The sequence below is a fragment of the Paenibacillus sp. LPE1-1-1.1 genome (assembly GCF_040676435.1).
Lineage (GTDB): Bacteria > Bacillota > Bacilli > Paenibacillales > Paenibacillaceae > Pristimantibacillus.
In genome coordinates this window covers 1,187,553-1,205,144 of the sequence record NZ_JBEGHY010000001.1, presented here as the reverse complement: position 1 = coordinate 1,205,144, position 17,592 = coordinate 1,187,553, and the positions used below count along the sequence as shown (strand labels likewise).

The 17,592-nt window shown below is 44.9% G+C and carries 13 protein-coding genes and 1 pseudogene; 10 read left to right on the top strand and 4 right to left on the bottom strand.

Going from position 1 to position 17,592, the window contains the following annotated elements; translation table 11 throughout:
- Positions 1–176 precede the first annotated feature (176 nt).
- From MRBLPE1_RS05375 to MRBLPE1_RS05335, 9 genes and pseudogenes are all read left to right on the top strand, one after another.
- On the top strand, positions 177–1,634 hold the full coding sequence (locus MRBLPE1_RS05375) for a sulfatase family protein (RefSeq protein ID WP_364142490.1): 1,458 nt from the start codon (positions 177–179) through the stop codon (positions 1,632–1,634).
- A gap of 262 nt (positions 1,635–1,896) precedes the next feature.
- On the top strand, positions 1,897–2,445 hold the full coding sequence (locus tag MRBLPE1_RS05370; RefSeq protein ID WP_364142487.1) for a hypothetical protein: 549 nt from the start codon (positions 1,897–1,899) through the stop codon (positions 2,443–2,445).
- Positions 2,446–2,754: 309 nt separating this feature from the next.
- Positions 2,755–3,384, top strand: coding sequence for a chromate transporter (locus MRBLPE1_RS05365; RefSeq protein WP_364142484.1), 630 nt, complete (start codon positions 2,755–2,757; stop codon positions 3,382–3,384).
- Positions 3,385–3,402: 18 nt separating this feature from the next.
- Positions 3,403–3,936, top strand: coding sequence for a chromate transporter (locus tag MRBLPE1_RS05360; protein ID WP_364142482.1), 534 nt, complete (start codon positions 3,403–3,405; stop codon positions 3,934–3,936).
- A 64-nt stretch (positions 3,937–4,000) separates the two neighbouring features.
- On the top strand, positions 4,001–4,975 hold the full coding sequence (locus MRBLPE1_RS05355; RefSeq protein WP_414698854.1) for a formylglycine-generating enzyme family protein: 975 nt from the start codon (positions 4,001–4,003) through the stop codon (positions 4,973–4,975).
- A 637-nt stretch (positions 4,976–5,612) separates the two neighbouring features.
- Entirely contained in the window at positions 5,613–6,839 is a 1,227-nt protein-coding gene (locus tag MRBLPE1_RS05350) for a carbohydrate-binding domain-containing protein (protein WP_364142476.1), read from the top strand.
- 393 nt (positions 6,840–7,232) lie between these two features.
- Positions 7,233–7,802 carry an SF0329 family protein gene (locus MRBLPE1_RS05345; RefSeq protein ID WP_364142474.1) on the top strand — a complete coding sequence of 190 codons (570 nt, stop codon included), beginning with the start codon at positions 7,233–7,235 and terminating at the stop codon, positions 7,800–7,802.
- 118 nt (positions 7,803–7,920) lie between these two features.
- Positions 7,921–8,766: a nicotianamine synthase family protein gene (locus tag MRBLPE1_RS05340; RefSeq protein ID WP_364142471.1), complete on the top strand. Its 846-nt coding sequence runs from the start codon at positions 7,921–7,923 to the stop codon at positions 8,764–8,766.
- Between the two features lie 14 nt (positions 8,767–8,780).
- Positions 8,781–8,948 (top strand): annotated as a pseudogene (locus tag MRBLPE1_RS05335) (sigma factor); the annotation flags it as partial.
- A gap of 281 nt (positions 8,949–9,229) precedes the next feature.
- On the opposite strand, the gene MRBLPE1_RS05330 reads toward MRBLPE1_RS05335, so the two are convergent.
- The 4 genes from MRBLPE1_RS05330 to MRBLPE1_RS05315 form a co-directional block, all read right to left on the bottom strand.
- Positions 9,230–11,641: an ABC transporter permease gene (locus MRBLPE1_RS05330; RefSeq protein ID WP_364142468.1), complete on the bottom strand. Its 2,412-nt coding sequence runs from the start codon at positions 11,639–11,641 to the stop codon at positions 9,230–9,232.
- 5 nt (positions 11,642–11,646) lie between these two features.
- The gene (locus MRBLPE1_RS05325; RefSeq protein ID WP_364142465.1) at positions 11,647–12,405 is read right to left on the bottom strand and encodes an ABC transporter ATP-binding protein; all 759 of its coding nucleotides are present in this window, start codon (positions 12,403–12,405) and stop codon (positions 11,647–11,649) included.
- Between the two features lie 95 nt (positions 12,406–12,500).
- Complete coding sequence (locus MRBLPE1_RS05320) at positions 12,501–13,937, bottom strand: sensor histidine kinase (protein WP_364142463.1); 1,437 nt, start codon at positions 13,935–13,937, stop codon at positions 12,501–12,503.
- Positions 13,938–13,958: 21 nt separating this feature from the next.
- Positions 13,959–14,657: a response regulator transcription factor gene (locus MRBLPE1_RS05315; protein ID WP_364142460.1), complete on the bottom strand. Its 699-nt coding sequence runs from the start codon at positions 14,655–14,657 to the stop codon at positions 13,959–13,961.
- A 1,176-nt stretch (positions 14,658–15,833) separates the two neighbouring features.
- Between MRBLPE1_RS05315 and MRBLPE1_RS05310 the strand changes: the two genes are divergently transcribed.
- Positions 15,834–17,588, top strand: a complete 1,755-nt coding sequence (locus tag MRBLPE1_RS05310; RefSeq protein ID WP_364142457.1) for a sensor histidine kinase — start codon at positions 15,834–15,836, stop codon at positions 17,586–17,588.
- Positions 17,589–17,592: the final 4 nt, after the last annotated feature.

Genomic DNA, 17,592 nt, shown 5'->3' with positions numbered 1-17,592 from the left:
AACGTGCTGAAATCTTCAAGTTAGTGTTGAAATGTACATCTTCCGGAGATTATGTACATCGACAAAGAAAAGGCCGGACTCTTATACTGAACATAGCGCTGGAAGAAAGCGTTATCATGGAGCTGCAGCAGTTGCAGGGACGAACGACTAATAATCGAAGTAAAGGAGATTGAACGATGCGAGTATTGCTGCTTGATCTTGATTCCACCAGACCTGACCATCTTGGCTGTTATGGGTATCATAGGAATACCTCACCCCATATTGACCGGATCGCCGCCGAAGGCGTCCGCTTCGATAATTATTACACGTCCGATGCGCCGTGCTTCCCCTCTAGAACCGCGCTTATGACAGGGAGATTCGGCATTCATAACGGGGTTGTCGGTCACGGAGGGACCGCTGCGGATGTGCGCCATGAAGGCGAATCCCGCGAGTTCCGCAGCAAGCTGGCCAGTGAAAGCTTCCCTTCCCTGTTCCGCAGCGCGGGGATGAAAACCTCACTTGTCAGCCCGTTCGGAGAACGGCACACCGCCTGGACGTTCTATGCCGGCTTCAATGAAATTTACAATACGGGCAAGGGCGGTATGGAGTCGGCCGAGGAGGTGACGCCGGTCGTGCTCGATTGGCTTGAGCGCAATGCCGAGCAGGATGATTGGATGCTTTACGTAAACTATTGGGACCCGCATACGCCATATCGTGCGCCGGAGGAATTCGGGAACCCGTTCAAGGACGATCCGCTCCCGGAATGGATTACCGATGATATATTTGCAACGCACCGGGAAAAGGTGGGACCGCACAGCGCGCACGAGATCAACATGTATAACAACCGTGCCTCGCTCCAATATCCCCGTTATCCCGGGGAGCTCATGGACAGGAATGATCTCCGCCGCATGATCGACGGGTACGATTGCGGTGTGCGCCACATGGACGATAACATCGGCATGATTCTGAACGCGATGGAGAAGAAAGGCATTCTGGACGATACCGTAATTATAATAACGGCTGATCACGGAGAGAATATGGGCGAGCTTGGCATCTACGGCGAACATGGTACGGCAGACCAAGCGACATGCCGGATCCCGATGATCATCCGTTGGCCGGGCAACATAGCCGGACACGTGGATAAAGGCCTTCACTACCATCTGGATTTGCCGCCGACGATGGCGGAGCTGTTGGGACTTCAGCCGGCGCCGAGCTGGGACGGCCGCAGCTATGCCGGCTCGATCCTGACGGGTGAAGATACGGGACGCGACAGCCTCATTATCTCGCAATGTGCACATGTGTGCCAGCGCAGCGTAAGGTTCGACGAATGGCTCTACATCCGAACCTACCACGATGGCTATCATTTGTTCGACAAAGAGATGCTGTTTCATATCGAGGATGACATTCATGAGCTGCACAACTTGGCTTCCGTCCGCCCTGACATATGCAGAGAGGCTGCATACCGCCTGCTCGACTGGCACGATCAGATGATGATGTCGATGGAGCACGATGTTGACCCGCTCTGGACCGTCATACGGGAAGGCGGGCCCTATCATGCCAAGGGCAATCTCAGCGAATATGCCGTAAGACTTATCGAGTCGGGCAGAGGACATTACGTGGAGGAATTGAGAAAGAGGCATCCACAAGAGAAATAGCAGTGAAAATGTTATAAAAATAGACGTTTGAAGAAAAAGCCATCAGTCCTTTTAAATCAATTTTCATGAGAGAGTTGTTCTCTTCAGTGAAAAAGTGATTTAAAAGGTTTCTGGTGGCTGTTTTTTTGGCGGGAGACAAGAAAAAAATTTGGATATACTGCCATGATGTTGCGGGTAAGGTTTATTGTAATGTAAGGTTTTTCAACATTTATATGAAGTGATAACATTGACATAAAGATGACAAATTTGAAAAGGTGGTTTCATGCTAAATCTTCTGCTCAGAATCTTTAAAAGCAGTCAATTTAAAGATCTGTTTATCAGGTTTTTAGCAGTACTTTGCGTTGCTGTACTACTGCCGTTCGTATACATTTTTCTTCAAGATCGTTCTTTTAATGAAAATGTAAAGAAAGAGAATTTCGATCTGTATGCTGCTGAGACATTGGAACCAGGGAAAAGCATGATCGATAATCTTATCTTAGATTTCGAAACAAAAACAATCGAATTTACCAACAGCAGGGCAGTCTTGAATGCGGTAAATAAACCACAACTTACGGAGGATTTTTCAGATTTATTAATATTGAAAAACGAATTGAATATGTATGCGGATTCACTCTGCTGCGTAGAGCGGATCAGTTTGCTTTCTAAAGATGAAGGCCTCACGAAATCAATAGCTCAAGGCGCGATGAAAAGCATAAACTTATCTTCGGATCAATGGAATGGGTTAGTAGCTTCAATGAAAGGGAATGGGAACCATGAAAGCGGACGAAGCCCCATCCGAGAAGTATATCCGACTGGGGATATAAAGAATTGAGCCGACAAAGGAAGACAGGGACCGGTTGAGAGCAGCTGCGGGTTTCGTGTAACGTTCGGATAAATCGAAGGGAACGGGATCATATTGCCCGTTCTTATTTTTTTACATCGGATCAAGTTCACATCCTTCTACTGCTCTTAATTCCAAATTGAAATTAAGTAGAGTTAAAATATCGGAATATTTGGTTATTCAGTAAAAATACCATGTTTATTTGGATATAAATTCTTTTTATTTGTTTTATCAGTAAATCTTTATCCCAAAATGAAAAGAAGATGGTAAAATGGATGTAATGAAAGGGGGGCGGTTCCAGTGAAGTGGTTTTTTGCGCGCTTTGGTAACCTTAACCAGCTTTTTTGGACGTTCTTCAAGATTGGTCCATCCAGCTTCGGCGGTGGTTTTGCCATGATGCCGATTATCGAACGGGAGGTTGTCATCAAGCGTCAATGGTTTACAGAAGATGAGATGGCCGATATGCTGTCTATGGCCGGCATGGCTCCCGGAGGAGTCGCTGTGAATGCGGCTGCATTCGTAGGCTATCGGAAAGCAGGCGTCATCGGAGCTGTCGCGGCCATTGCGGGCGTCACGCTTCCTACGTTTATTATTGTGATCATGCTTAGTTTCGCTTACCTGTTTTTACGTGACGAACCCAAAGTCCAAGCGGCCCTTAGCGGTATTCATGCCGCCGTCATTGCTTTGATCTTGATGGCTGCCTACCGAATGGCCAAAGTATCGGTGTTTGACGTGTCCACTACTTGCGTGACGACGGCCGCGCTTTTGTCGCTGCTGCTGCTCAGCATTAATCCGCTCTTTGTAATCCTCCTCGGCTTAGTCGTGGGGCTGGTCATTGTAAAGAGTAAAGAGTGGATCGGTCTCGAGGTTCGAACCGAGAGAATGGGTATTAATGCGAAGTCATTGCGGGAGCCCGAATACTTTATCTGACGATCGGAGGCGCGAGTCATGCTGTGGGAATTATTCATTACCTTCTTTAAGATTGGCTCCGTTTCATTTGGCGGAGGCTATGCTGTCATTCCATTGATTCAATATGAAATTGAAGCCCACGGCTGGCTGACGAACAGCGAATTTCAGGAAGCGGTTTCACTTGCCGGTATGGCGCCAGGACCGATCGCAACGAACAGCGCTACCTTGATCGGATATAAGTCGGCTGGATTGGCTGGGGCCGTCGCGCCGCCGTTAGGCATGATTCTGCCTTCACTCGCCGCCGTTATTTTGCTGTCCGCCGTCTTTTTTCGCCAAAGCCGCAGCAAATGGTTCCGATCAACCTTTTATGGTCTTCGTCCTATCATAACCGGACTTATTATTTATGCGGCCATCTATTTTGGCTTCCTTAATGGGCGTGAAGAGGGATTCACATGGAAGACTTTCGTTACGCTTGCGATATGTTCCGGGTGTATGTTTTTGATGATCAAGTATAAACTTCATCCTATCGCCGTTATCGCTGCAGCAGGGGCGGCAGGAATTATTCTATTCTAATCGAATGATTAATGAATCATGAAAAGGCATCAAATGTTTGGAGGGAGGCGAAGGAGTGGAACAAATGAAATCCTGCTGTGCGGTAAGCAGGCAGCAAGTGAACATTGAGCCCAGTGTTATAGCGGTCCCAGCGCCGTCACAAACTGCCGTTCCTGCGCCGGATCACATCGACTTGGATTGGGTTATCATACCGGGCGGTTCCTTCGAAATGGGAACAAATTCGAGCGAAGGGTTTCCGGGCGACGGAGAAGGTCCGGTTCGGAGGGTGGAACTCGAATCCTTCAAAATCTCGGCTTGCGCCGTGACGAACGCGCAGTTTCGGGCATTCGTGGATGCAACCGGATACCGAACTGAAGCAGAAAGCTATGGATGGTCATATGTCTTCCATTTGTTGGTATCTGATGAAACGAACATCAGAGTTAAGAACGTACCGCGGCAAGTCCCCTGGTGGCTTGTCGTTGATGGAGCAAATTGGAATAACCCGGAAGGGCCGGATTCGAGCATTGAGGGTCGTATGGATCATCCGGCCGTTCATGTCTCTTGGAATGATGCCGCGGCGTTCTGCTCCTGGTCCGGGACAAGACTGCCGACGGAAGCGGAATGGGAATATGCGGCACGAGGCGGTTTACAGGGAAGGACCTATCCTTGGGGAGACCTGCTGAGGCCAGACGGCAGGCATATGTGCAATATTTGGCAGGGAAAGTTCCCGGTTAAAAATAATGCAAGCGATGGCTATATCGGCACGGCTCCTACACGGTCGTTTGAGCCGAACGGTTACGGACTGTATAATATGGCCGGCAATGTGTGGGAGTGGTGTGCGGATTGGTTCAGTCCTGCCTATCACCGTCAAACGTCGTCAGTTAATCCGCGATACACACAGGATACAGGCAAAAGGTCGATGAGAGGAGGCTCGTATCTGTGCCATCGCTCCTACTGCAACCGCTACAGGGTAGCGGCGAGAAGCGGCAATACACCGGACAGCTCAACAGGCAACATGGGTTTCCGCGTGGCCGCGGACCTGATCCCTAAAGTAACTTAATTGCTCTCGAAACGGAATAAATGGAGTATCTTAATACCCTCACGGTAACGGTGAATACTACGCCATGCGATCATGGAGTTGAAATCACGGTTAACCGGAGGTTTTTTTTTCGCCAACTCTTGAGCTGAAGCGTTTTTTCCAAACATTCTGGGCAGCCGGTTGCAGCGGCGTATCCTCTAACGGAATAGGAAATTTACGGTAGTTAACGAGCCGGATTTAAAGATTCATAATGAGCTTATTTTCTTCATGAATGTGGTTGGGATCTGTATTCCAGAGTAGTGGATCTGGCTGTTAGTAGAATCTAAAAGCCGGCGCTAGCAGTCCGAATGGAGCGTTAAATGTTCGTCACGTAGTGGGCAGCGGACTCCCCAAGTCGATCCAGGAAATAACCTGATATGCAGGGCTTTGAAAGTTATTAATTGAAATATGAATTGTGTTTTATATTCCCTCAGACGGATAAGTTTGAGGGAATTTTATTTTTTTTTGGCTGACTTTATTCGTAAAAAAGAACTCTAGGATTCGTTATTTAAGTTTGATTTAAGTTATCTGTATTATGATTTAAATAAGTCATGAAGCGATAATGCTTTTTGAAAAATAAACAGATGATTGCTACTGATTATACGAGGAGTGTTAATTCATGAAAACCAAAAAGCTGAAAAGCATATGCGCCATTACTTTGGCCGCATTACTTACCGTATCCGCCGTGGGATGCTCTAAGGCACAAGTCGGCAGCGGGGTTGCTGCTGCAACCACTCAAACAGCAACTTCGACCGTGTCGCCAAGCGCAACGTCAGCAGCGGAAGCTTCCGTTCTAGACACATCGGAATTATTCAGTGATCGGGATTTAGAACAGTCGGCGGATCTTGCAACTGCAACACAAATGAATTTGGAAAGCAATCAAGATGTGACACTGAATAAGGAAGGCGTTTATGTCTTTAGTGGTGAGGTAGAAAATGTGACAGTAGTGGTTGATGCTGCCGAGGATGCAAAAGTTCAAATCGTCCTTGACGGCGTCAGTATAACCAATGAAGATTCACCTGCCATTTATGTGAAAGCAGCGGATAATGTATTCGTTACATCCACTGAAAGTGAGAACCACATGGAGGTTTCCGGAAGCTATGTGGCGGATGGTGATACCAATTTGGATGCGGTCATCTTCTCAAAAGCAGATATGACCCTGAATGGAACCGGAACCTTAGAAATTGTTTCGAATCAAGGTAATGGTATCTCTTCAAAGGATGATCTTAAAATTACAGGAGGCGTATATACCATTCATTCATCTGCGGATGCTATAGAGGCCAATGATGCCATTCTTATCAATGATGGAACGATTACAATTGATACGGATAAGGATGCCCTGCATAGCGAAAACAATGAGGATGCTTCCCTTGGGAATATCTATATTGAAGGTGGCGCATTAAATATCACCGCTGCCGATGATGCCATCACCGGCAACAACGTTGTTCAAATAGATGGCGGCACCATTAACATTAAGACCTCTGAAGAAGGCATCGAGGCAAACCATATCAAGGTGAATGATGGTCAGATTACATTGTATGCGAATAATGATGGCATAAACGCCACACCAAAAGTCAATTCTGATGCAGCGATTGAAGTCAATGGCGGTACTATTGATGTAAGTATGGCAAGCGGTGATACGGATGCATTTGATTCAAACGGTGATATTTATATTAATGGAGGAACCATTAATGTAGAAGCAGCTTCCGCCTTTGACGCGGATGGTACAGCCCAATTGAATGGCGGCAATGTCACGGTCAATGGAGAACAAATCACTCAAATCACGCAATCACGCGGAGGTGGAGGTCGAGGGGGAGCGGGTGGCGGTAGAGGAGTGCGCCAATAGTTTAGGAGCCAAGGCAAAAAACTCCGGCCCTGCTACAGCCGGCCGTAACCCTTAACGCATAGTCATCATGCCATGAAGCGCCCGAGAGATCCCTCAATGAACAGGATCCCTCGGGCGTTTTTGCTGATCACGAGACGAAAAGACATAATTTCTTTATTTACTCTTCATCGATCTCCCCTCTCATCAAGATGCCCCCGTACGATCTCGTCCACAAGATCGATAGTTTTATTTGCTTGAACTTGAGTATATTGTTGACTGAATTGAATCTGCTTTCCCCTCAGCGGCGGAGGTATTTTCATTCGAACATAGAGAATTGGATGTTGGTTATTGTATTATGGATAATAGAACAACTACCGCAATAGGTAGTTATTAATATAGAACAAGGAGTAGTATATGGCCTGGAGCAAATTGAAACAAAATCTGGAGAGTTTTCTCTGTCCTGCGTTATATGGAAGGGTCGAATACCGTGCAACGAGCTACCGTTATTTACCCGATAAAGCAGGGCTTTGCTATATTGCAGTAGATAAAAAGAACGTACTTAATATGAGTGATACAACTAACTTAATCAGATGGTATCAGACGGAGCTGGAAATTAAGAATGATTCAGATATCCAAATTCCTATCAACAATGAAGAAATTGAAGCAGTCAGAAAAGATACCAAGGGGATAGTTCCGGAGGATCGTCTAAAAGTAATTGCAAGAAGCAGAAAAAAATCAGAATATGCAAAAGAGCTTTTGTTGGCACAGTCATCATTAAGTAAATCGAATTTTATCGTTATAGCTAATAAGTTTTTATCCATTTCTATAGAGGAAAGCATAGAGAGCAATGATATCTTATTGAATATTCTAGCTTTGGTGGACAGACGAGTTGGAAAAAAGCGAATTTTAAATATGACCGAGAAGATGAAGTTAAAGCATCCAATTGTGCAGTATTTTTATGAACTACGGCTTAGTACGTTTTAAAAATAAATTACTCATTCACCTTTACTTAGGCTGCTTTTTCTTTTACTCATTTTATAGATATCATTCTCTAATGGAGGGTAATTCTACTGGTTCTATAATACTTACAGGCAATGCGCCAATGATGCAAATGGTTGACAACTTTATCGCTTTTATCCGTGAAGCAAATGAACTTCTTCAGAAGGAATTAGATCTGTCTCCTGCTAATCAATTGGTTACAAACATTATTAGTCATCTTTCAATACAGTTACGATCCCATTATTTACCGGAGGAGGTGCAAGCCGTTCTAAGCAATGAGTATATTCGAATGAATCAACAAAAATTGCAGGATAAGTTGTCAGAAGCCGAATTTCTAGTTGAGCTAAGTGATTCTCATCACATTTGCAAATCTGAGGATTTCGTTTTGGATATCGTTACGAGGTTGCCTAACTGGAACATTTACATGGCCTTAGTTAGTCAGGAACTGTCTGCTTTTCGTCGATTCATTCGTCAGGATAGTCAGACAGAGAAGTCGCCGATTGTCTTTGTTGGTAGTGGGCCGATGCCGCTAAGTCCTATTATTCTGCACCTACTCGGCGATATGGAAGTCATTTGTCTGGAAATGGATTCTGTGGCTTATGATGCATCAAGCTCTTTACTCGAGCATATGGGCTTAGGGACTAAAGTGACTGTCGTCATGAAGAATGGATCGGAGTTCGATTATAGCTCTTATAACCGGATTTTTGTGGCTAGTCTCGTGAGAAATAAGCGGGCGGTGCTTGAACAAATTAGTCGTACTTCCCCAGATCCTCTAGTAGCTATTCGCACAGCTGAGGGAATGAGGCAAATCATGTACGAAGCGATTGATGAATCGCAGTTGAATAAGCAGGGGTGGCGGATTCTGGGACGAACTTGCCCTGAAGATAATCTGGTCATCAATTCGACTTTGTTTCTAGATCGCTTTAATGCTCCTAGCATACTGGATTGACATAGGGTCGTGTCCACAACGTCAAAAAATTCGACAATACAGGGGAGGATCTCGAGGATTTGATCTCGATCTGGACAATCGGTCTGATCAAAGCAATCGAGAGCTTTCAGACTGGTAAGGGCAGGAAGATCGCGACGTTTGCGGCTCGTTGTATTGAGAATAAAATACTTATGCATCTCCGTCTTTGAAGTCTTATGAAGGATGGCAGCTTCAACCAGTGTATACCAAAGCTACCGGCAATCGAGAGGAAAAGCGAGTGGAGAAGGCAGCTGATGAACGAAAAAGGAAAAATGGCTGTGCAAGTGTGAAGCCTGTTCAGCCATTTTTCTTATTTTAGAGGCATAACTTCGGAGGCAAGAGATTGATTTGCTTTCCTTTCCCCACTGAACCGAAGGTCGCAAGCAGCATTCTTTTGTAAATTCCCTGCATATTCGTTCCTCCTTCAATTAGTTGATATAGCCTGTTATTCAACCACAAGAATTCGAGGCGACGCTTTACTAATGACTTTGGATGATGCCCATGAGCCGAGAGCGGCTGACAGGATGCTTATGCAGGCCACGGCTATAATGCCGCCCCAGTTCAGAATGACCGGCAATTGAACGATGCCGTAGCTCGAGAGAATCGTTTCTAATAGGACAGGGAGCAGGTAAACGCCTACTGCTATGCCTAGCAGGGCTCCTACGGCCGCTAAAGCGGTTATGCCCAGTGCGATGGACAATCGGATTCGGTTGGAGGTCATGCCTATCGATTTATAAATACCATAGGTTTTGCTCTCAATCCGGATATTAATGCGGCAGGTGCTGTAAATAATAATAAAGGTCACGAAAATAAAGAACAGTCCCATCAGGCTCATCGGGTAGATTAGAATATTAGCGGCTTCCTTGAAGACGGAATCAAGAAGCGTCTGCTGCGTTACGACAGAGGTTGACTCCTTGAATCTGTCATTCAGATCGCGGACGACTGCATCGGCTTGCGACAGATCGTTCACGTTAATGAAGGCGACATCCATACTATTGAAGCCAGGACTAACCGTTCTTACCCCCTCGATGGTCATTCGAGCGGAATTGGACATATTCGAGATCGCTTGATATATGCCTGTGATGATCAGCGATTGTTTCTTGCCTTCGATATACACCTCGATAACATCGCCCAGTTCTTTGTCCAAGCTCCTCGCCACATTTACTCCAATAGCGATTTCGTTCTTTTGGCGGGGGTTATGGCCTGACACCGTCGCGAAGCCAAACTTCTCATAGCTTCCATCAACTACGCTTAAATAGATGCTTAGGGTAGGAGCGTTTGTATTCTCCTTGTTCGGAGCTGGTTCCGAATTGACGATAGCGGTCAGATTGCCCTGCCACCCAACGTCTTTAATTCGGGAATCGGAGGTCAAGGCCTTCTCGAATTCAGCACGCGGGAAGGTGGATTTATTGATAACCATGGCTGCAATGTTGGCGGAATCATAGCCCCATTTCGCCGCTGTTTGCTGGATCCCAATGATGCTGCTCAGCACCACATACCCTAGCACAAGCACCGAGGATGCCATCAGGGTCAATACAAGCATTAAAGCAGAGCCCTTTAGATTTTTGATCAGGTTTCTTAAACCGATGACGGCGATGACGGGCAGATTGCCAAACCCGATTTTACGCGCGCCGGCAGAATTCATCCTTGATTTTATTTTGTTGCTTTCCATTTCGGACATGCCGTAGCGGATCGCTTGCACTGGCTGCACCGAACGGGCTTTCTTGGCATACAAGACGACGCAGAGAAGAACGAGTACAAATAAAAGCAGTCCGACGAGAAGGGCAGCGCCGGTTCCTTGAATGTTGAGATCAGAATGGTCCGTTCGAAGTGAAGATACGGAAAGATTGATGATAACTTTGGACAGCATGGTACTTAGCGCCAATCCGGGAATTATCGCAATGGCTGACAGGAAGCCATATTGAATGGCATAGGTGCCGATCGTTCGACGAGAGGTCAGCCCTAATGATTTCAGGACGCCTATCGTTTTGTAATTGGCAAGAATCGCATCGGAAATCGTGAAACCGATTGTGATTAGCGCAATAAGCATCATGACTAAACCAAGGAAAATCATAACAAAGCCTATAATCTGATTAATGATCAGATAGAAAGAGGAAATGCCCTCGAATTCCATTTTGGATTCCAAGAAAGGCGTGCCAAGCTCACCCGTGAAGCGATCCCAATAGCCGATATTCGCGCTGTAATCATCAAAGCGCAATCCCATCAGATAGTTGTCTTCTCCCTCAAGTGCAGTGAGCTTAATCTGATAATCCTCGCTATTCATCCATACGCGTGCCGTGTTCGTAAACGGCGCTCCGTAGGGAACATCAATGACGATTGTGGACACCTTTAGCTCCAAAGGCGCCTTGCCGGTATTGAAGCCAATGGTATCGCCGACGGCAATATTATTAGCGTAAGCCATGGAAGTCGGAACCCAAACCGTGCCCTTCTCCGGTCCGGCACTTTGCTCGCCCTCTGCAAAAACAAGCTTATCAACGCCAAAAGGAAGTTTCGGCATATCCATCATGAATAAATAAAGATTCGGTATATCTTGCTCTTGATGAGTAATTCCGGATAAGGTGCGGTAGCGCATGAGACTGGATACATCGACGCCTGTTTGAGATTCCCACCATTGATGGACAAGCTCGGGGTCATGAAGCCCTTTCTCGAAGGTCAGGATTTGGTGGGAGCCATTAGTCTGGTTGTGCATATCGGTAAACAGATTTCCTGTGTTTGAAATGATAATCGTTGCTGTAGCGACAAGCAGGGTGGATAACAAGATGAGCAGTGCGATGAACAAGTTCTGTATTTTGCTCTTTTTGAGGTAAGACAAGCTAAGCGTCCAAACGGCAGTCATCATGATTACTCCTTCCCCGAAACGAAAGAAAAGATCATCGACTCTCTGTCCTGGGTATTCTTGTCATCGAATTTCTCGAATTCAAGGATGCCGCCGATCTTGCCGTCTCTAATAAAGATCAGCCGGTCGGCTCGGCAAGCGGCCTTAATGTCATGGGTAACCATGACGACAGACTGGCCTTGACGGTTCATTTTGGTCAGAATATCAAGAACGGCTTTGCCGTGATCGTAATTCAAGCTGCCGGTAGGCTCATCCGCGAAGATGATGTCGGGGGAATTTATTAACGCTCTGGCAATGGCGGCGCGCTGCTGCTGCCCGCCCGAGGTTTGAGAGGGAAGCCGGTTGTTTTGGCCTTCAATGCCCATGGCATTGATTAGCTCATGTGCTTTGGCCTTAACTTTATTTTTTTTGTTCCCGGCAATATAGCCAGGCAACGAAACATTGTCCAAGATCGAAAGATCCGGAACCAAGTTGATGCTTTGATAGATATAACCGATTTTCCTGGTGCGAAAGTCGGAAAGTTCTTTTTCGTTATATTGGTCAATGCGCTGATCGCGGAAATATACCTCGCCGGCTGTGACGTTATCGAGCCCGCTTAACAGATAGAGCAAGGTGGATTTACCTGATCCGGAATTCCCCATAATGACGGTGAACTCCCCTTCGTGAATCTCCAGATCAAGATTCCGAATCGCATGATACTGCTCATTGCCGGTGTTGTAGGTTTTGCAAAGATTTCTTGCATGAATAATCGCTTTCTTAGCCATTGGCTATCACTCCCAGTTTCTATGTAAGTAATAGTATAGGTCCTCGATCTTTAAAAAAGCTTATCAAGTTATTAATAAACTATTACAGTGGAAACCTAGCATAAAGGGAGCGTAAAGTGGAACGTAGTTCCTTGTCCCTCCTTGCTCTTGAAGGAAATGGTGCCTCCATGCGCCTCAATGATGGTCTTGCAAATCGAAAGGCCTAGTCCTGTGCCCTCTTGGGCGAAGGTGTTGCCCTCTGTTTTCGCTTGTCCTCTGAAATAACGCTCGAATAGAAAAGGCATGTCCTGCGGCAGGATGCCTCTTCCTGAATCCGTAATGGTGAATTTCAGTTGTGCGGACGCAAGCTCTATGCCGATCCGGATGGTGTCGCCAGACGAGGTGTGCTTTAGTGCATTGGATACAAGATTCGTTATGACCTGCTCTATGCGGACGGCGTCAACCTTGATAAGTACATTCGGTATGTCCTGAGGCTCGATGTAGGTCACGCCGTTTATGCGCACATAATGACCAATCGGTTTTAAAATATCCTGGAGGACGTTCAAACTATACTGCTCCTTAGGTTCAACTGAAATTTGGCCCAGTTCCTGCAAGGCATGAATGAGCAGATCCTCTACGAGGCGAGCCATTTTGTCCGTGTTGCTCCGCATCACTTCGACATATTCCATCATCGTATCTGTATCCGGGCACACTCCCTCTAGTATTGCTTCAATGTAGGCTTTTACGGTAGTTAGAGGTGTTTTAATCTCATGAGAGATATTCGTAATCAGCTCTTTCTGGGCTTTCTCCTGATTGATTCGCTGCGTGCTTAAATGCATAATTTCCATTCTCATTTGGTCGAACATGGCATACAGGTCGCCTAGCTCATCCATTCGGGCATAATGGGTTTTCTCCTCGTAATTTCCTTTTAAAATCGCTTCGGAATGGTGCTTAAGCGTGTGAATGGGCGAGATAAGATGGTGCTTGATTTTTTTACTGACTATAATTAGCATAATTGCTAATATTAAGGAAAATAAAATGGCAAGAAGAAATATAGCAAGAGGTATATGATGGGATTTTTGGCTATAAACCATGTCTTTCGGCAGGTAAAATAGGGCGTTTCCAATTTGCGTCCGGGATACTTCGTCTAGGACGGGAAAAGCAATTTTAAATAGATTGCCCTCTTGTTCCGCATCATGCAAATCATAGTGCAGAGAAGTACTCAGGTTCAAGCGGGGAGCCGGCATGGACTGAAAGGAGGTGAAGGCAACGGTGCCGTCCAATTCCGCATATATCATGTTCATTTCGTTGTGTGTTGACATCGTGTCCAAAGTCTCTTGTACCTTCTCGTTTCTGATATCTCCGCTGTTCTGCTCCAAATAGAGAAGGATGGGGTTCACCGCCAACCGTGCTTGGTTAATGACGTATTTTGGGTTGGATTCACTGTCATTATTAAAAATATAGAGAAGCAAGCAAGCAATGCATGCTGTCATGATGATAAGAATTGCCGTAACGGCTGTTAACCATTTTTTTAACCAAAGGCTCAAAGACATGTGTCATCTCCAATCGTATGCTTAGTCCAGACTGAACTTATATCCTACGCCCCATACTGTCTTCAGATAGGCAGGATGGGAGGGATCCGCTTCGATTTTCTCCCGCAGCCTGCGTATATAAACCGTAACCGAATTCTCGTCACCGTATGATTCATATCCCCAAACCGCATCTAGCAATTGGGTTTTGGAGAATACCTGGTTTTTATGGCTGGCCAAATGATAGAGCAGCTCAAACTCTTTCGCGGAGAGGGCAGCCTCTTTGCCGTCAACCGTTACTTTGTAAGCCTTTTTGTCGATAACGAGATTTCCCAGACTTAGCGAGTCAGGATCCTGCTGCACGACGACCATGCTTTCATATCGGCGGAAGTGGGCATTGATCCGGGCTAATAATTCGCTTAATGAGAATGGCTTTGTCATATAGTCATCCGCACCGAAACCAAGACCTAGGACCTTATCCGTATCACTGCCTCTGGCGCTCAAAATAAGGATAGGGACGTTGCTTTTCTCGCGAATTTCCCTGCAAAGGTCTATGCCGTCCATATCCGGCAGCATAATATCGAGAATAATATAATCCGGCTGCAGAAGCTCCATCATGTGCAAGCCGTCTTTCCCATTCCCTGCGATAGCAGCCTCATATTTGTTCTTCGTTAAATAGTCCCTTAGAATCCGCGAGATATCCTTCTCGTCTTCGATGATAAGAATAGTTTTTTGTCGATTCATCGTTATTCACCATTTTCAATGTTTGATTTGTGCAGCTTAACGAAAAAATAATAACTTTCAAAATTGGTTATATTTCCATTTTTTCGTAGGTACAAAGTATGAATCCGAATGCGGCTGATGAATGTAGGGGTTCTATCATGCTGAAGGATTACAAACCACTGCATAAACCTTGAAAGACCGAGGTATATACACAGCTGGAGCTGCACGTAGCGCCTTATCAAACCGGTTTCATGGTCGGAATTTCCTTTTTCATTCTACTTCATCTTCCATTTTTTTAATAGAGGGACTGCCCGGATGTGGCCTTAGTACTGGATTGACTAAATTCTATAATATAGGTACTATTTTACTATAATTTATAAAACGACATATTTATATTCTTATTTAAAATATATTCTAAATACTACATTAATACGTTATATTTATTTATAAATTTATGTAAGTATTTGCAATATGATAAGGGTTGAATAATTGCGCAAAAGATGATGTCTAAATACGACGGCGTTATGACCGTTATTTTCAACAGCAATGGTATCGAAATGGAAGAGCTTTGCAAGCAAATGCGCAATCGGGGCGGCAGTGTATGGATTAGCTGCTATAATTCCTCTCAGCAGGTTTGCATTGGAGGAAGAGAACGAGACGTTGAGCGGGTAGAGCTCAAAGCTTTAAGAATGGGTGCCTCTTACCATCGCATTAAGGTAACAATTCGGAAGTAATCGATCTGCGGGCATCGAAGCAGGCAATCCGGATTTGCCGATCAGCCCAAGCGAGCCAATATCAATAAGCCGAAGCCTGCAGAAGAATGCTGAAACGGGATTACCACTCGTCGGGATGTCATCATAAACGAAGAGTTTTATAAGGCGAAGCGTTAATTTTTTAGAAAAAGCTGATCTTGGGTGAGAACCTGAAGTCAGCTTTTTTTTTGCATTGTCATAATGAGCCCATAACAACAAAAGTTTAATAGCAGATGGATAACTTTGGATGAAATTAATCCGGTTTACGCTTTGTATGGAAGCCCTATTTCCAGTCCTTCAAGAATTCGGGTAAATAAGTAGAATAAAGACAAGAAAAGCGGGAAAAGTGCAAGCGACTTCAATTTTCTCTGACAGGTAACATTATGTTACTTAGCGAAGAACTTAGATAGATAATTTTAGTATGATTCTAAAGGATGTGAGCATCATGTCGATCAATGTTATTTTACGGAAGATGACGATCTTTCCTAAGCTGTTGTTGACGTTTTTAGTCGCGATCGTCCCTTTGTTTTTCGTAAGCCTGCAAATGAACCGAATGGGGGCGGAAAGTGTTCGGAAAGAGATCTTAACTTCAATGGAATCACGTGTTCATTCGAATATGAAATCGCTCGAAGCAGAGATGGAGAGGATTATCCGGCTTCATCAGCAGTATCTAGTGGACGATGATTTAGCTAAGCTGAGCACAATCTCTTCGATTTTGCCTTATTATGAAGTGATGTTGATGCAACAAAGGGTTCAGGACAAACTTTGGACCCTGAAAAACTCGAATTTATTTATTTCGGAAGCCAAAGCTTATATACCTCTTATAGGCAAGACGCTATTATCCCTGACAGACGAGGAAGGAATGACTATAGACGAGGTTGCAGAACTGCAAGAGTTAAGCCGTAAACAAGTGTCGCCCATCGTCTATTGGAAAGGAAAACTTCTCATTAATTCAATCTATCCGAATCCCTCCTACTCAACGAAACCGCCTATCTATATTTTACAATCTGAAATGGATCAAAGAGGTCTACAAACTTTTCTTGGTCACATGATTAATAGCGATGGCGAAGGCTCTCTATTAATTAATGAAAATCAAAAATGGGCTCTGCTTAATGATCCATACGATCCAGCAGTTGATCATGTAAAAGAATTCGTTAAAAGTAAATCGTCGGAAGAGAGCTTCGGCCAAGGAACAGTCAAGATAAATAGCAGAGATTATTATGTGACCTTTGAAAGGTCACAGCTGCTAAATATGGATTTGGTTATTTATGTCCCAGAGGAACAAATTCTGGGTCCGCTCAACAAGTATCGCACTTGGTTCTGGATCTTATCGGGATTATCCTTGGCTGTCGTAATTGCCTTCTCCTACTGGATATTTCGTTTGATTCATTCCCCTCTTCATAAGATGGTCCGAGCTTTCCGAAGAGTTGAGAAGGGAGAACTATCCCTCTCTATCGCGCATGAAAATGACGACGAATTTCAATATTTATACGGTCAGTTTAATAGTATGGTCAGTAAGCTGCGCCTTTCCATTCAGGAGGTATATGAGTCAAGAATTATGGCCCAACAATCTGAGCTTAAGCAGCTTCAATCGCAAATCAACCCGCACTTTCTATATAATACTTACTTTATGGTCCATCGCATGGCGGATGCTCATGACGTTGATAACGTAGTTAGAGCGACTAAGTATCTAGGAGAATATTTTCTCTACATTACCCGAAATTCCAATGATGAGGCATCTTTGATGGATGAATGGAATCATACGATTGCTTATATTGAAATTCAGCAGATGCGCTTTCACAATCGGATCGAAGCTAGAATTACGGATTTTTTACAGAAAAATCATTCGGTTTGTATCCCACGACTCATTCTACAACCATTGGTGGAAAATGCTTATCAACATGGGCTTAAATCCAAAATGGCAGGCGGTATCATTGCAATGTCTATGTCACAACAAAAAGATGGGGTCACGGTGATTGAGGTCGAAGATAACGGTGATGAATTAAGTGATGAGGAATTGTTGCAAATTCAGCGAAAGCTTGCTTCGGAGTGGAATAGATCAATTGAGAAGACTGGGATTCTTAACGTCCATATGCGTATGCGGTTGAAATTTGGTGATGCTTTCGGCCTTATCGTTTCGAGAAGCATCCTAGGCGGGCTGAAGGTCCAAGTGAAGATACCAACCACCATAACTAATTGACAAG

What these genes read in the sequence shown, in the direction of transcription:
- MRBLPE1_RS05375 (WP_364142490.1), top strand. Translation starts at nt 177, where the DNA reads ATGCGAGTATTGCTGCTTGATCTTGATTCCACCAGACCTGACCATCTT.
- MRBLPE1_RS05370 (WP_364142487.1), top strand. Translation starts at nt 1,897, where the DNA reads ATGCTAAATCTTCTGCTCAGAATCTTTAAAAGCAGTCAATTTAAAGAT.
- MRBLPE1_RS05360 (WP_364142482.1), top strand. Translation starts at nt 3,403, where the DNA reads ATGCTGTGGGAATTATTCATTACCTTCTTTAAGATTGGCTCCGTTTCA.
- MRBLPE1_RS05355 (WP_414698854.1), top strand. Translation starts at nt 4,001, where the DNA reads ATGAAATCCTGCTGTGCGGTAAGCAGGCAGCAAGTGAACATTGAGCCC.
- MRBLPE1_RS05350 (WP_364142476.1), top strand. Translation starts at nt 5,613, where the DNA reads ATGAAAACCAAAAAGCTGAAAAGCATATGCGCCATTACTTTGGCCGCA.
- MRBLPE1_RS05345 (WP_364142474.1), top strand. Translation starts at nt 7,233, where the DNA reads ATGGCCTGGAGCAAATTGAAACAAAATCTGGAGAGTTTTCTCTGTCCT.
- MRBLPE1_RS05340 (WP_364142471.1), top strand. Translation starts at nt 7,921, where the DNA reads ATGATGCAAATGGTTGACAACTTTATCGCTTTTATCCGTGAAGCAAAT.
- MRBLPE1_RS05330 (WP_364142468.1), bottom strand. Translation starts at nt 11,641, where the DNA reads ATGACTGCCGTTTGGACGCTTAGCTTGTCTTACCTCAAAAAGAGCAAA.
- MRBLPE1_RS05325 (WP_364142465.1), bottom strand. Translation starts at nt 12,405, where the DNA reads ATGGCTAAGAAAGCGATTATTCATGCAAGAAATCTTTGCAAAACCTAC.
- MRBLPE1_RS05320 (WP_364142463.1), bottom strand. Translation starts at nt 13,937, where the DNA reads ATGTCTTTGAGCCTTTGGTTAAAAAAATGGTTAACAGCCGTTACGGCA.
- MRBLPE1_RS05315 (WP_364142460.1), bottom strand. Translation starts at nt 14,657, where the DNA reads ATGAATCGACAAAAAACTATTCTTATCATCGAAGACGAGAAGGATATC.
- MRBLPE1_RS05310 (WP_364142457.1), top strand. Translation starts at nt 15,834, where the DNA reads ATGTCGATCAATGTTATTTTACGGAAGATGACGATCTTTCCTAAGCTG.